This window comes from Egibacteraceae bacterium (assembly GCA_035540635.1).
Lineage (GTDB): Bacteria > Actinomycetota > Nitriliruptoria > Euzebyales > Egibacteraceae > DATLGH01.
On record DATLGH010000096.1, the window covers coordinates 1 to 14,580 of the forward strand.

The 14,580-nt window shown below is 72.5% G+C and carries 14 protein-coding genes and 1 pseudogene; 5 read left to right on the top strand and 10 right to left on the bottom strand.

What is annotated here, in order from left to right; all coding sequences use genetic code 11:
- Window positions 1-834 precede the first annotated feature (834 nt).
- The gene (locus tag VM324_14930) at window positions 835-1,449 is read right to left on the bottom strand and encodes a GNAT family N-acetyltransferase (GenBank protein ID HVM00586.1); all 615 of its coding nucleotides are present in this window, start codon (window positions 1,447-1,449) and stop codon (window positions 835-837) included.
- Window positions 1,450-1,489: 40 nt separating this feature from the next.
- Window positions 1,490-1,915, bottom strand: a complete 426-nt coding sequence (locus tag VM324_14935; protein HVM00587.1) for a nuclear transport factor 2 family protein — start codon at window positions 1,913-1,915, stop codon at window positions 1,490-1,492.
- 149 nt (window positions 1,916-2,064) lie between these two features.
- On the opposite strand from VM324_14935, the gene VM324_14940 reads away from it, so the two are divergent.
- Together VM324_14940 and VM324_14945 are read left to right on the top strand one after the other, a co-directional pair.
- Entirely contained in the window at window positions 2,065-3,225 is a 1,161-nt protein-coding gene (locus tag VM324_14940) for a LuxR C-terminal-related transcriptional regulator (GenBank protein ID HVM00588.1), read from the top strand.
- A gap of 396 nt (window positions 3,226-3,621) precedes the next feature.
- On the top strand, window positions 3,622-3,804 hold the full coding sequence (locus VM324_14945) for a hypothetical protein (GenBank protein HVM00589.1): 183 nt from the start codon (window positions 3,622-3,624) through the stop codon (window positions 3,802-3,804).
- Between the two features lie 287 nt (window positions 3,805-4,091).
- Here VM324_14945 and VM324_14950 read toward each other — a convergent pair whose 3' ends face one another.
- The 5 genes from VM324_14950 to VM324_14970 form a co-directional block, all read right to left on the bottom strand.
- The gene (locus tag VM324_14950; GenBank protein ID HVM00590.1) at window positions 4,092-4,799 is read right to left on the bottom strand and encodes a class I SAM-dependent methyltransferase; all 708 of its coding nucleotides are present in this window, start codon (window positions 4,797-4,799) and stop codon (window positions 4,092-4,094) included.
- Window positions 4,800-5,012: 213 nt separating this feature from the next.
- Window positions 5,013-6,386: an FAD-binding oxidoreductase gene (locus tag VM324_14955; protein ID HVM00591.1), complete on the bottom strand. Its 1,374-nt coding sequence runs from the start codon at window positions 6,384-6,386 to the stop codon at window positions 5,013-5,015.
- Window positions 6,387-6,488: 102 nt separating this feature from the next.
- Window positions 6,489-9,296, bottom strand: a complete 2,808-nt coding sequence (locus VM324_14960) for an AAA family ATPase (protein HVM00592.1) — start codon at window positions 9,294-9,296, stop codon at window positions 6,489-6,491.
- 897 nt (window positions 9,297-10,193) lie between these two features.
- The gene (locus tag VM324_14965; protein ID HVM00593.1) at window positions 10,194-10,517 is read right to left on the bottom strand and encodes a hypothetical protein; all 324 of its coding nucleotides are present in this window, start codon (window positions 10,515-10,517) and stop codon (window positions 10,194-10,196) included.
- Window positions 10,518-10,934: 417 nt separating this feature from the next.
- Window positions 10,935-11,132: a helix-turn-helix domain-containing protein gene (locus VM324_14970; protein ID HVM00594.1), complete on the bottom strand. Its 198-nt coding sequence runs from the start codon at window positions 11,130-11,132 to the stop codon at window positions 10,935-10,937.
- A 674-nt stretch (window positions 11,133-11,806) separates the two neighbouring features.
- On the opposite strand from VM324_14970, the gene VM324_14975 reads away from it, so the two are divergent.
- From VM324_14975 to VM324_14985, 3 genes are all read left to right on the top strand, one after another.
- Window positions 11,807-11,974 (top strand): hypothetical protein, encoded by a 168-nt coding sequence (locus VM324_14975; GenBank protein ID HVM00595.1) that lies wholly within the window; start codon window positions 11,807-11,809, stop codon window positions 11,972-11,974.
- A 65-nt stretch (window positions 11,975-12,039) separates the two neighbouring features.
- On the top strand, window positions 12,040-12,309 hold the full coding sequence (locus VM324_14980; GenBank protein ID HVM00596.1) for a type II toxin-antitoxin system RelE/ParE family toxin: 270 nt from the start codon (window positions 12,040-12,042) through the stop codon (window positions 12,307-12,309).
- 11 nt (window positions 12,310-12,320) lie between these two features.
- Complete coding sequence (locus VM324_14985) at window positions 12,321-12,581, top strand: HigA family addiction module antitoxin (GenBank protein ID HVM00597.1); 261 nt, start codon at window positions 12,321-12,323, stop codon at window positions 12,579-12,581.
- A gap of 228 nt (window positions 12,582-12,809) precedes the next feature.
- On the opposite strand, the pseudogene VM324_14990 reads toward VM324_14985, so the two are convergent.
- The 3 genes and pseudogenes from VM324_14990 to VM324_15000 all read right to left on the bottom strand — a co-directional run bounded on the left by VM324_14990 (window position 12,810) and on the right by VM324_15000 (window position 14,536).
- Window positions 12,810-13,326 (bottom strand): annotated as a pseudogene (locus VM324_14990) (IS30 family transposase).
- 26 nt (window positions 13,327-13,352) lie between these two features.
- Window positions 13,353-14,228, bottom strand: coding sequence for an IS3 family transposase (locus tag VM324_14995; GenBank protein ID HVM00598.1), 876 nt, complete (start codon window positions 14,226-14,228; stop codon window positions 13,353-13,355).
- Window positions 14,229-14,230: 2 nt separating this feature from the next.
- Complete coding sequence (locus VM324_15000; GenBank protein ID HVM00599.1) at window positions 14,231-14,536, bottom strand: transposase; 306 nt, start codon at window positions 14,534-14,536, stop codon at window positions 14,231-14,233.
- Window positions 14,537-14,580: the final 44 nt, after the last annotated feature.

A 14,580-nucleotide genomic window follows, 5' to 3' on the forward strand; every position in this document is an offset into this window, starting at 1 on the left:
TCGATGACCGAGGCGCGCTCCACCACCACGAACGGATCCCTGCCCGCCGCGCGTGCCTGCACGTAGCGGGTCACCGTCTTCTCGTCACACCCCACCAGCTGCGCCGCCGAATGCGCACAGCCGGTCAGGTCATACGCCTCCAAAATCTCCATGATCTCCCTGTCACACTTCTTCACGAGTCCCTCCGGTCGTTGGTGTTGACAACGGGCTTTGGACGCCGCGAAGTCAACCCACCGGAGGGACTCATCCATCGGAACCGGAACGCTCGACCCGGACATCACCTGTCCGCCGAGCCGGAGATCAGCTGTCCGTCAAACCGGACCGCGCTGGCCGCCTACACGGAGATAACCATGGCCGCTGGCAAACGGTCGGAGGGTTGGTCTGTCAACTGGGGAGGCCCTCCAAGGCCCCGCCGCTGCGGGCGGCGGGAAGCGATGCCGCCGTCGACCAAGGCCGCACCGACCCAGTCCCTTACCCGACTCTCCCAGACTTGCCCAGCCATGGAATGCAGGGATCTCGTATGCCCCGGAAGTTGAGGAGGGCGGACCTCTGGTGCCTCCTTCGCGTCGGCGGGTCCGTGCCAGCCGGCCGCGTAGATAGCATGATCGTGCGATCCATTGATGCACGGTCGCTGCAGGGCCACGGCGGCGGTGAACAGCTTCGTGATGCTGCGGAGGTAGAACGCCTCGTCGCCGGTGAGGCCCGGCGGCCCCGCCTCGGTGCTCACGAGTGCGGCAAGGTCGCGGACCGCGGCTCGTCCAAGCCCACGAGCGCCTCCGGCGGGCTGCAGGTGGTCACGGCGAGCAGCAGCACGGGCCGGCGTACGGGCGCTCGTCAGCGCAGCTCGGGCTCGCGCCACATCGCCCACAGCGTCGGCCCGCCGGGCACGAGGAGCTCCCCGATGCATTCGAACCCGTGGCGCTCGTAGAGCCTGCGGCTGTCGGGCGAGGAGGCCTCGAGGTAGGCGGGGACGCCGTCGGCGTCGCCGCGGGCTAGCACCGGCCGCAGCAATGCGCCGCCGAGGCCGCGGTTCTGCCGCTCTGGCACGACGCCCATGAAGCCGAGGTAGAAGCACGGCTTCTGAGGGTGGTGGGCGTCGGTGAGGGCCATGACCTCGAAGATCCGCGCGGCGTCTTCGGCGCCGACGGCGTCGGTCATGCGCTGCGCGAACGCCGCCTCGTCGGCCGGCTCGATGAGCGTCGCTCCGGGGGGTGACCACAGCGCCGCGCCGCTGCCGTCGCTGACGACGTAGACGTGCTCGTGCGGGAGGAAGGCAGCTGTCACGAGCCGGAAGAAGCCCCGCAGCGTCTCGCGCCGGCGCCGGAGGTCGGGTGTCACCCAGCACGCCACCGGGTCGTCTTGGAAGGCGCGGGCGAGCGCTGCGGTCGCGGCGTCGAGCTCCGCTCCGGCGGCGCGCGCGACACCGGGGTTCACGCTCGTGGTGGTCATCGTGCGTCGTCTCCTTGGCTCGTGCCGGCGGCCAGCCGCATCAGGGCTGCTGCACGCCGAGCTGGGTCATCATCGTGGCGGTGTCGAAGTAGTCACGGGTCTCGGCGATGAGGCCGTCCGGCCCCAGCTCTAGCCACCAGACGGCGGGCATCTCGATCGTCCGCCCCGTGGCCGGCATCGGCGCGTCGCCGCCCAGGTCCAGCGGACCGGTGTTCACCGCGGTGAGCACGACCTCTGCCGCGCAGCGGCGCTCCTCGGCGAGCACGCCGCGGACCCGCACCTGGACATCGTCGAAGGCGGCGAACAGGCTCTGCTCGGCCTCCTTGATCGCCGCACGGCCTCGGACCCCGCCGGGGAACATCGGGTGGTAGCCGACCGCGTCCTCGGCGAACAGCGCGGCGAAGGCCTCCGCGTCCCGCCCCTCGATCGCGGTGACCATGGCCTTGAGGATGTCGCTTGGTGTCATCGTGTGTGCGCTCCCGCTCGTCGTTGGCACTCGAGGTCTCGCTGACCGTACGCAGGGCCGAGCGGCCTGCCTATCCCAGAAAGCTGGTAATTCCCAGGCGGCGGCGCATGCGCACGGTCGCGTGAGCCCGCCGCAGGTACCCTTACGCCATGTTGCGGTGGGACAAGCTGCAGGGGGCCCGGGACGCGCTCGTGCGGCTGACCCGGGAGGGCCATGACCTCGTGTCGTTCTGGAAGGCGTCGGCGGGCGTGCTCGGGCGGGTGGTGCCGCACTGGCTCGGGCCGTGCTGGTTCACCATCGACCCTGCATCGCTGCTTGTCACGAGTCACTTCGCAGAAGGCGTCCCCGAGCTCGCACCGGAGGCGCTCGCCGCTGAGTACTACACCGACGACGTGAACCAGCTCGCCGACGTGGCCCGCTCGCGGCGCGGGGTGTCGACGCTGCACGAGGCCACCGCCGGTGACCCGAGCAGCAGCCCGCGGTGGCACCAGAACATGGCCTACGGGGGCGACCAGGAGCTGATCGCGGCGCTGCGCACCCCCGGCGGGGAGGTCTGGGGGGCGGTCGGGCTCTACCGGGAGCCCGGCGAGCGCCTTTTCGACGAGCGAGAGATCGAGTTCGTCCGCAGCGTCGCGCCGCACCTCGCCGACGGGGCCCGCCGGGCGCTGCTCCTCGGCGAGGCGATGGACCCCGACCGCCCCGACGCCCCGGGGCTTATCGTCCTGAGCGACACCTGGGAGGTCGAGTCGGCCACGCCGGGGGTGGAGCGCTGGCTGTCGGACCTGCCCGACGGCGACTGGGACGCCGGCCGGCTCCCCGCCGCCGTCGTCGCGGTGGCAGGCCGCGCGCTGGGCACTGCCGAGCACCCCGACGAGCCGGACACGATGAGCCTCTCGCGGGTGCTGTCACGGTCCGGCGTCTGGGTCGTGCTCCACGGCGCCTCGCTCGTCACCGGCGGCGCCCGTCGGGTGGCGGTGATCGTCGAGCCGGCGCACCCGGCGCGCATCGCCCCGCTTCTCATGGCGGCGTACGGCCTCACCCAGCGGGAACAGGATGTCACGCGCCTCGTCCTCCAGGGCGACTCGACCGCGCAGATCGCGAGCCGTCTCCACCTCTCGCCCCACACCGTCCAGCAGCACCTGAAGCGCGTGTTCGACAAGACCGGTGTGCGCAGCCGCCGCGACCTCGTGGGCAAGATCTTCTTCGCACACTACGAGCCCCGGCTTCGTGACAACGAGCGGCGCGCGCTCGACAGCCGGCCGCTGCGTGGCGGGCCGATGCCGGCTGCCAACCTGACGTCCGTGCCGTAGCCCGCCGCGTTGCTCGCGCGGCGGCAAGCGGATACGGGCAAGGGTGTGGCGGAGGGCAGGTCTGCGGTCGTCGAACGGGAAGCCCCGAGGGCCGGCGCGGGTCCTCGCGCCCCGGCTGTCGCACGACTGGGACGAGGACGCCTTGCGGCACGCTTGGAAACGCGCGCAGGGCAGCTCGCCGCCGCCGAAGGCCGCGAAGCCCTGCGGGCTGCGCAAGCTGGCTGCCCGACATGGAGCAGGAGCGCATGCGACGGCTCGAGGAGCCGCGTCTGGGCGCGAGTCCGCACCTTCCTGCGCATGCGGCTCGGGCCCGAGGCGCCACGCCCCCCGCGGTGTGGCCGCAGGACGTGCGGCCGGCGTCGTCCGGGCCGCCCGCGGATGGGGGGTCGCCGCCCCTTGCTCGCCGAAGCGATCGGCCGGCTGCGCGCCAAGGGTCTCGCCGGGATCGAGCTCGGCGTCGACGCCGAGAGCCCCACCGGCGCGACCCGCCTGTACGAGCGAGCCGGCATGCGCCTTGCTCGCCGCGTGGACGGCTACGAGAAGCGCATCTCGGCGACGCGCGACGCCGCGCCGGCGTAGCCATGCGCCGCGCCGGCGCCTGGCCCCGCCAGCCCGGCGGGTGCTAGCTAGCGCGCCTCCGGGGGGATCCGGCCGGGCACCCAGGTAGCGCCGGGACGAGCATGAACCCCATCCCGCCACCCGCGATCCACCGTCCAGGCCACCAGCCTGGACGAGGGGGTGAGATCCAGGGCACTACGGATTTGCCGATGGCAAAGGTAAGCGGCGATCGTTTCCGGGCTTGAGCTGGCACGCAGCACGCACGACCCAGCCGATCGTGCTGCGGCTCAGCTCCCGGCGCGGCGCGGTCACCTGGTCTTCCTTGCCGTGGCCACGCTGGCGCTCCTCGCCCCGATCAGCACCGGGACGCACATCTGCGCCGTCGCCGCCTTGGCCATAGGAGCCGGCCGCGGTCGGGTGCTGCGCTCGATGACCGCGGGCGTTGTTGTGCGGGCGGTCGCGGCCGCCACGGCCACGGCCACAGCGTGGACGCGTCGTCTGACCGAGCAGCTCGTGGTGCACCGCTGCGCTCCCTTCCTCGGCTCCTCGGCGTCCCCGAAGCCGGCCGACGACGCGATCAACCTCGTGGCTCGCGAGTCGGTGGTGAACGTGTCGGCCACCCGCTCGTCCATCACCAGCACGAACCCGTCGGCAGCAGCCAGGCCCCGCATCGCCCGCAGCGCACCGACCTGGTCCGCCATGTCGTGGACCGTCTCGAAGGCGCACACGAGGTCGAACCGGCCCTCGAGCCCGGGATCGGCCGCGTCGCGCACCTCGAAGGCGACACGGTCGTGCACGTCCTGCTGTTCGGCGTTGGCTCGCGCCTCGACGACGGACGCCTCGTCGAGGTCCAGTCCCACGACGGCGGCGTCGGGAAAGCCACGCGCGATGGCGATCGTCGACCGCCCGGTCCCACAGCCGACGTCGACCACGCGCGCCGGCGAATCCTTGGTCAGGCGCTCGACGAGGCCGGGGACCTGCGGGAACCACTCCTGCGCGAGAAGGTTCCAGAACATCGGCCGGGTGATCTGGGCGATGAACGAGCGATGTCCTCCCCGTACGCCTCGTAGGGCACCTCGTCGCCGCTGCGGAACGCCTCCATCACGAGCGGTAGCGCGCAGTGCCACGTCGACCTCTGGGCGCGTCACCCGGTTCAGGAGCGCGCCGGTGGGGGACAGCCGCCACGCGCGGGTTGTCGAGCATGCGAGGCGGCGCAGCCGGCGTGCCGGCTACGCCGGCTGCGCCGTCCGTGGCCGGATGTTCTGGTTCAGGCGGAACACGTTGTCCGGATCCCAGGTCGTCTTCAGGTCGACCAACCGATCCCAGGTCGTCGGGCCGTAGGCGGCTCGGACGCGGTCCTCGCCCTCGTCGTAGAGGTGGTTGACGTAGCCGCCGCCGCTGGACGCCGGCAAGGTCGCCTCCCAGACGGCACGGGACCAGGCAGCGTGCGGCTGGGGGTCGGCGGCGGGATCCGGCCAGACCGCGGCGGCGGTCAGCATCCAGCCGGCGTCGCGGTGCACGAAGGCGGTCGCGTCGCGGTCGACCTGTGCGATCGCGCCGCCCATCAGCCGCAGGAGGATCTGGTTCAGCGGCGAGGACATCGCCGCCCAGCCGTCGAGCAGGGCGTCGATGATGGCGTCGTCGACGTGGCCGAGGAACTCCGACTTCACGTAGCTGCCCCGCCCGGGCGGCACCGCCGCGTCGACCATCGACTGCAGGGCGACGTAGGGCATCGGCGTCAGCTGGGCGAGGCCGGCGCGCTCCAGCGACCGCAGGTGCGCGCCCCCCGACTCGACGTCGCCCGTGTGGCAGGCGGCGATGACCGCCACTCGCTGGCCGTGGAGCTCCGGCGGGATCGGCGGGACCGGCGGGGCGGTGATGAGCGCGAGGTTGACCCCGACCTCGTCGGGCTGGTCGGCGCACCAGTCCCGAACCGCGCGCAGCGCCTCGCCGGCGGCCGCCGCCGGGTGCATGCCGATCGCGACGGGCAGCACGGGACCCACGGGGTGCACCCGGAACCGGAACTCCGTCACGACGCCGAAGTTGCCCCCGCCGCCGCGCAGACCCCAGAACAGGTCGGCGTGCTCGTCGGCGGAGGCCCGCACGATCCGCCCGTCCGCGGTGACGACCTCCGCCTCGACGAGCTGGTCGCAGGCCAGGCCGAAGCGCCGCGACACCCAGCCGATCCCACCGCCGAGGGTCAGACCCGCGATGCCCGTGTCGGAGATCTCCCCGCCGGGCGAGGCGAGCCCGTGCTCCTGGGTCGCTGCGTCGAAGTCGGCCCACACCAGGCCCGGCCCTGCGACGGCCATGCGGGCGCCGGCGTCGACCTCCATCCGTCGTAGACCGCCGAGGTCGAGCACGACCCCGTCGTCGCAGGTGGACAACCCCGGGATGGAGTGGCCGCCGCCGCGCACGGCGATGGTCAGGCCCTGCTCGCGGCCCCAGGCCAGACCGGCGACGACGTCGGCGGTGCTCGTGCAGCGGATGATCGCCGCCGGGTGCCGGTCGATCGCGCCGTTCCAGACGCGGCGGGCGGTCTCGTAGTCGGGGTGCGAGCGGGTGATGACGTCGCCGGCGACGGCGAGGGTGCGCAGGTCCACGGTGGGCTCCTCTCGAGGCGGTTGCTCGCCATCGAGGATCCGCCGACCCGACGGCCGCCACATCGGGGAGGACCACGTAGCCGGGCGCCGGCGCCTACGTAGCTACGACGCCTCACCCGCCGCGAGGTCGGCCAGCGCCGCGCGGTCCCCGCAACCCGTCTTGGCGAGCAGGTTCTCCACATGCTTCTCGACGGTGCGGGTGGACAGGAACAGGCGCGCGGCGATCTCGCGATTGGGCAGCCGTTCCCCGACCAGGCGCAGCACCTCGGCCTCGCGGGGCGTCAACCCATGGCGGCGCAGCCCCGGCGGCACGGGCGCCTCGCCGCGGCGCCGGCGGACGCCCGCCCGCCGCAGCAGGGCGTAGCTCGCGTCGACGAGCGCGGTGTGTGGGGTGGGCTCGAACCGGTCGATCGTCGCGTGCAGCCATGCCACGGGCTCGCCCCAGCCGTCGGCGAGCGCTGCCTCGGCGACGTGGCGGCGCAGCACGCAGCTGACCGCGTCGAGCTGCACGGCCCGCAGCGCCCGGTCGCCGGCCTCGACCAGGCGGGCCGCGGCGACGCCGTCCCCGGCGCGTCCTTCGAGGACCGCCTCGGCGAGGTCGAGGATGGCGGGGATCACCGGGATGCCGGGCTCGCCAGCGCGCAGCCGCTCGAGCCGCTGCACCCCCCTGTCGGTGTCGAGCACCGACACGAGGGCCCACACGCCAGGGAAGATGCCCGGCGGCATCGACGGCCGCTGGCTTGCCAGCGTGAGGGCGCCATCGAGGTGGGCGAGCGCGTCGCGGCGGCGCTCGCGCAGCAGCGCGAACCAGGCACGGCAGTGGCCGGCGGCCATCGCGGCGACCTCCGGGTCGGCGGGCGCGGCCCCCGCGGCCTCGGCGAGCAGCGCCTCCATGGCGTCGCCGTCACCGGCCATGGCCTCCCCGAACGCGCACTGCACGAGCCCCATGAGGTGCACGCGCTCCAGGCGGAGCGGCCGGGCGATGTCGAGGCAGCGGCGCCCGGCGACCCGCGCCTCCTCGATGCGCATCTGGAAGGCGTACGCCCCGGTGAGCTGGAGGTCGACCGTGGCGGTGAGCGACACGGCGCCGGCGGCTGCGGCGAGGTCCCGGGCCTGCTCCAGCCGGTCGGTGCGCCCGGTGGTGAACATGTCGATCGTGCCGAGCTCGTGCAGGGCGCGTACCGCGTGGAGGCGCAGGTCGTGCCGCTCCGCGACGGCGTGCTGGCGCTCGAACGCCGCACGCGCCGCGGTCAGGTCACGCAGGCGCTCCCTGCGGCCGAGCACCCCGTGAGCCTCGGCCGCGACCTCCGGCTCCCCACCGCCGCGAGCGAGGGCGGACCGCGCCAGGGTCACCGCGTCGTCGGGCCGGCCCTCGTCCATCGCGAGGTTCGCGGCGAGCACGTCCACGCGGCTGGCCAGCACGGCGTCGTCACCCGCCTCCGCCGCGGACCGTGCCGCCGCGAGGTGCTCGCGGGCCGGCGCCCACCGGGTCGCCTCCACCGCCGCGCGGGCGAGCGCGAGGTGCAGCGCGGCGAGGCGGGCGGCGGCGTCTCCTTGCGACTCCAGCTCATCGGCGAGACGGCGGCCGATGGCGAGGGCGTCGTCGGTGCGCGCGGCGGCGGCGAGCGTCTCGGTCAGGCTGACCTCCACGTCCTGGCGCAGTGCGGGAACGTCCTCGGCGAGGGCGCGGGCGCGGCGCAGGGCGCGCTCGGCGGTCTTGAGCGCGCCGGCGCCGTGCGCCCGGCGACCTGCCGCCAGCAGGTGAAGGGCCGCGGCCTCGCGGTCCCCCGCCGTCTCCCGCAGCTCGGCGGCCAGCTGCCGCTCCTCGTCGTCGAGCGTGGGGCGGGCCTCGAGCAGGGCCGCTGCCCGGGCGGCGACCTCGCGGACACGCGGTGCCAGCAGCTGGCCGCGCACCGTGTCGCGCAGCAGCGGGTGGCGGAAGCGCAGGGTCGTGGCGGTGTCCGTCTCGACGAGCCCCGCGTCGGTGAGGACGCCGAGGTGCTCGACCGCGTCGTCGACCCCTGCGGCGGCCGCGACGAGGTCGAGCTCCACGCGCCGGCCGACGAGCGCCGCGGCCTCCAGCAGGGACCGAGCCGGAGCCGGCAGGCTGCGCAGGCGGTCACCGATCAGTCCCGCGAGCGTGTCGGGCACGGCCGTGGCAACGCTCTCGTGCGCGCACGCCGCCAGCTCCTCGGCCAGCAGCGGGACACCCTCGGACCGGGCGAACACGGCCTCGAGGACCTCGCCGGGCACCTCGCCGCCGGCCGCCTCGCGCACGAGCGCGTCCACGGAGCACCGGCCGAGACGCGCCAGGGACACGACCGTCGCGGCGCGGCGGGCGGCGAGCTGGCGGATGCGCGCCAGCGCGTCGCTTGCCACCTCCGAGCGCAGGGTCACCAGGACGAGGACCCGCTCGCCGGCGAGGGTGTCGGCCAGGTACTCGACCACCGCCACGGTCTCCGGGTCGGCCCAGTGGAGGTCCTCCAGGACGAGGACCGTGCCGGCCGGGCCGCCCAACGCGGCCAGGAGCCGCAGCAGCCCCTCGCCGAGCACGACGGGGTTCGTGTCCGGCGCGGGCCCCGGCGCCCGCCAGGCGGGGACGAGAGCCCCGAGTGCCGGCAGGAAGGGCTGGATGGCGGGGCTGTCGGGCAGGGGCTCCCGGCTCGCCACGAGCAGCGCCTCGCGCACGGGCCGGTAGGCGACGTGGCCGGCCCCGTCGACGGCCCGGCCGACGAGCACGCGGGCGCCCCGCCGGGTCGCCTCCCGCCCCAGCTCCGCGGCCAGGCGGCTCTTGCCGATGCCGGCCTCGCCCACGAGCGCGATGACGCCTCCACGGCCGGCGTCGGCGGCCCGGTGCGCGTCGAGCAGCCGCCTCAGCTCCTCGTCGCGCCCCACCAGGGTGCTCGTCACGGCCGGCGCCTCGTCCGCCGTGCCCACGGCTCGTCGTTCATCACCCGCAAGTGTCGCGCACCCGTCCATCTCGGCGGTGCGGCAGACTGCGCCGCCGCCGCGGTCGGCAGCCACCAACACCGAGAGGTCCGTCCGTGGCCGCTGACCGCCTTATGGTGAAGGGATGGACACCTCCGAGGTGCCCTCGGACGCGTTCGGGCGCGTTCGCGAGGGCGTGCGCCGCCTCACCGGCGGGCTAGACGCGACGCCCTCGTCTACCGTCCCGAGCAGCGAGGACGTCGGCGCCGTCCGTCCCGCGGGCCCGGAGCTTCTCGCCGGCCACCACGACGCGGTCGCCGACCGCACGCTCGAGTACCTGCCGCGGTCGACGCGGCCGAGCTCGACCGGATCATCGACGAGCGTTGGGACCCGCCCGTGTCCGTCGGGGTGCGGTTGGTGAGCGTCATCGAGGGTCAGCTGCGGCACCTCGGCCAGGCGGCCTAGATGCGCGGGCTCTACGAGCGCACCACCGCCGACCCCAACACCTGATTGAGCGAGGTCGCTTCCGGCCGCGAGCTCGGGGCCTCAGCTAAGCCACCGCCCCTCGCAGGTAGACGGGTCTCCACCTCCCGATGCTCCGCGGCGATCAGGTCTGCATGGAAGGCCGCGGGCGATCGCTTCGTCGCGGTCCTGGGTTGCGTGCTGGTAGATCAGCGCGGCCCGCGGCGAGTTGTGGCCCATGCGGGCCATGAGCTCGGCGGTGCTCGCCCGGTCGCGGCGGCGAGCGTGTTGCCGGTGTGGCGCAAGTCGTGGAAGCGCAGGTCCGGCCGGCCGACGGTGAGGCGTGCCCGCCGCCAGATGTCGGACCAGCGGTGACGATGGATCGGCCGGCCCTGCTCGTTGGTGAACACGAGCGCGTCAGGCGCCGCGCCGACGTAGGCGTCCAGGTGCGCCTCGACGTCGGGCAGCAGCGGCGGGGGGATCGTGACGGTGCGCCGGCCCCGCTTCGGACTTCGGCTTCACCACGACGAGGGTGCCGTCGTCGAGGCGTTGCAGGTTCTTGGTGACCTTCACCTTGCCGTGCAGCAGGTCGAGGTCGGCGCGGGTCAGCGCGGTCAGCTCACCGAGGCGCAGCGAGCACCAGGCCGCGAGCAGCACCAGGGCGCGCGCGCCAGCCGGTACGCCTTCGCCGCGGCCGACGGGTGACGCCTCCTTGTGCAGCTTGGTGTGCCAGCGGCGCACCGTGGCCGTCGTCAGGTGGCCCAGGTGCTCTCGCCTATGTGCGGGGCGATGTGGCGCTCCAGGATGCTGTGGTACGTGTCGCGGGTGCGGGGCCCAAGGCCCGTGTGCTCGTCGATCCACTGTTGGGCGAGCGCGGCGTTCGCGTCCTCCTTGGGGTGTTCATGGGCTGTGGTGCGCCGGCGCGAATCGCCTCCAAACGGCCTGCGACCAGCCGATTTGTGTGGAGCGGGCGAAGGGAATCGAACCCTCATCACCAGCTTGGAAGAACGGCCCAAGGGTGCCGGTCAGAACACAAAACCGCAGGTCAGCCGGGGTTTTCGGGTCCCCTGGTTGTCCGTGATTTACCGCCCGTGCCACTTCGTTATGGCACGTAGATGGCACGCCGGCGGCAAGCCCAGTCGTGCTGGGTGCCCACCCTCACGCGGCGCCGTCGCGAGCTGGCTGGCGCTGCCGCTCGATGTAGCGGCTGATCGCCTCCGGTTCGAACCGGACGTTGCGGCCGACCTTGACGAACGAGATGCGACGCTCAGCGACAGCGCGCCGAACCCATCGTTGGGTCACACCGAGTCGCTGAGCGGCTGCGGGCACATCAAGCAGGTCGCCCCGATCAGACATGGGGACCTACCTCCCTCTGCGACCGGCGTGGAGACACGGCGACAACAGTGCGGGGCCACGCCCGAACGTGCTGTCGCGGACGCGCTCGACCCCGTCGGTGTTCGTCTCGATCCTCGCGGTGGAGACCGTAGGATCCGTGGTCCTCGCTCACCGCCTGGGTCACCCCCTTCTCGGCCCGACACGCTCATGCTCTTGCGGCGCTGTCCGAAGGGAATTGCACGCGGCATGGCCAGGCTGTGACAGCTTCCTCGACGAGGCCAGCCCGAGTGGCGCACAACCACGAGGCGACGCGACGCTCTACGGTGCCAGTGGGGTCGTGACGCTGCCGCGGCGGGTGAACTGGAGCCAGGCCGACCCCACGTATGACTTGGGCGACCGGCGGCAACGGGCGCGGGTGTATGAGCAGGTGTTGCGGAAGGGCACCGCTAAGGACGGCGCTACTTCATCGACGTCGATCTGTGGGACGAGCTCGTGCTGCCCCCGGCGGTCAGTCGCGCGTGGATCCAGTGGCTGGCTCGGCACCGCCAGGTGCGTGTGCAGGATTGCCGAGCGCGCGTTCGCTCGCCGCCAGGACGTCGCCGGCCCGTGACGCTGACTGGGCTGCAGGAGCGTGTGGCGGCGCTCGTGGCCGGTCTGGACGAGTCCGAGCGCTTCGTGCTTGCTGGGGTGCGGCTATGGCGGCGCACGGGGTGTTGGAGCGCACGACCCGCGACCTGGACTACTTCGCTGGTCCCGAGGACGCGGCTGCGGTGCAGCGTTTGGCCGAGGCGTTCGAGCGCGCCGCTGTTCGCCAGGGCCTGGTGGTCCAGCGGGAGCGCTCCGAGCCGTCGTTCATTCGCTGAAGTGTCTCGGACGGCCGTCGCATGTTGTGCAGCGTGCAACGGAACGGTAGGGTGACCCCGTGGAGATGGAGTACGGCGACGAAGCGACGAGGCGTCTCCATCTGGAGGGCAGCAGCTACGGCAAGGGGTTCGACAAGCAGGCGATCATGCGGCTCAACCGCATCAAGGCCGCTGTCGACCAACGTGACCTGAGCGCGCTGAAGGGCAACCGGTTCGAGAAGTTGAAGGGCGACCGTGTCGGGACCTACTCCATCCGCATTAACGACCAGTGGAGGATCACGTTTCGGATCGAGAACAACCGTGCTCTGGACGTGAAGATCGAGGACTACCACTGAGGAGGCAGGCGATGGCTGTGAAGGTGAGTGTGGCGATCCACCCTGGCGAGCACGTCGCCGAGGAGTTGGAGGAGCGGAGCATGAGCGCCGCGGACCTGGCGCGGGCCATGGGGGTCGATCGCGGGCGGGTGTCCCGCCTGGTCACCGGGCGGACGGCCGTCACCGGCGAGACGGCGATCTTGCTCAGTCGGGTGTTCGGGACCTCGCCCGAGTTCTGGATGCGGCTCCAAGCCGACTACGACCTCGCGCTGGCCCGCGAACAGATGAGCTGACCGACACAAGCCGATACCCGTGGGTTGCGGACCACCGGAACCTCACATGATCGGCGGAATCTTGCGGTTGCCTCCCCGCAGTCGAGCGAGGATGGGAGGCGCGGCAGCTACGGAGCGTGACGTGTGCCGCCGCCGTCGACCTCCGCCCTACCCGGCGAGGGTCGAAGTCGAGAGGCCGCCGCGGCGGACTTTGGTCCGTAGTGCCGCCATCGCGGAACAGGGGCGCGTTCAATGGGTGAGTGCAACAGCCTCGTTGAACTTCTGTGATGGTGTCATGTATCCGAGTGTCTTGCGAGGTCGGCCGTTGAGGTGGGCGGCGACGATGTCAAGGTCGGCTTGGCTGTAGTCGTTGAGATTGGCAACTCGGCGGGGGAAGTACTGGCGCAGCAGTCCGTTGGTGTTCTCGTTGGAGCCGCGCTGCCAGGGGCTTCGGGGGTCGCAGAAGTAGATCTGCACACCGGTGTCGATGGTGAACTGGGCGTGTGTGCTGGGCCATCTCCACACCCTGGTCCCAGGTCAAGGACCGGCGCAGCTGCTCGGGCAGGGTGAGCACGTGGCGGGCCAGGGCCGCGACCACGGTGTCGGAGGTGGCCCCATCGAGGTGCACCAGCATCGTGAAGCGGCTCCAGCGTTCGACCAGGGTGGCGATCACCGAGCGGCCTGTGCCGAACAACAGGTCGCCTTCCCAGTGGCCAGGCACGGCCCGGTCATCGGCTTCAGCGGGGCGGGCGCTGATGTGGACCTGATCTTCCCCCGATCCCGTGGACAGAGTCAGGCTTGGCTGAACAGTGTCGGGGTGGTCTCCTCCTTTTCGTAGCGGACGGGGCTTCGCATGTCCAGGGAGCTGTGCCGACGCCGCTGGTTGTACCAGCCGATGTAGCTGAACACGGCCAGGTCGGCGGCCGCGCGGGTGGCCCAGCGGTGCCGGTGAATGAGCTCATTCTTGAGGGTGTGGAACCAGCTTTCGACCATGGCGTTGTCGTAAGCGGACCGGGCCGCGGAGGCGCGCAGCTGCGCCCCCGAGAGACGCCGTCCGTAGGCCTCTGACAGGTACTGCGACCCGGAGTCGGTGTGGTGCACCAGCGTCGTGCCGGGCCGCACGTCGCGGCCCTTGAGCGCCATCTCCAGCGCTTCCAGCGGCAGCTGGGTGCGCAGGTGGTCAGCGGTCGCCCAGCCGATGATGCGGCGGCTGAACGCGTCGAGGATGACCGCCAGGTACAGCCACCCCTCGTCGGTTTCCAGGTAGGTGATGTCGGCGAGCCATAGCCGGTTAGGCGCGGTCGCGGTGAAGTCACGGCCGACCAGGTCCGGCGGCTTTGACCGGCTGCTCGGCACCGTGGTGCGCGGCCCGCGTTTGCGGCCCGAGACGCCCGCGATGCCTGCGCAGGCCATCAGCCTGGCCACCCGGTTGACGCCGAGCCGCTCGTCGTGGTCGTCGACCAGCTCGTGCACCCGCGGGCTGCCGTAGCAGCCGCGCGCGTCGGCGTGGATCCGCCGGATCAGCCCCAGCAGCCGTTGATCGTCGCGCTGCCGCGCCGAGGGCTGACGGCGCCGCCAGGCGTAATAGCCCGACCGGGCCACCTCCAGCACCCGACACATCACGGTCACGCTGAACGCCGCCTTGTTCGCCTCGATGAACCCGTACACCTCTACCGGGTGCCGTTGGTCTCCTGGGCGAAGAAGGCGGCTGCTGCTTTTAGGATCTCACGCTCCTCTTCCAACCGTCGGTTGCGCCGGCGCAGCTCGGCGTTCTCCGCACGCAGCCGCTGCTGCTCGTCGCTGGTGACGCCCTCGCGTGCTCCGGCGTCGACCTCGGCCTGGCGCACCCAGCCGCGGATCGCCTCGGCCGAGCAGCCCAGATCAGCGGCCACGTCCTGGAACGACATGCCCATGTCGGTCACCAACTTGACGGCCCGGCGCTTGAACTCATCGTCGTAGGGGGGTCGGTATCCCATGATTGCGGACCTCCTGTCAGGACCCATCGTCCCAACTGTTGGGG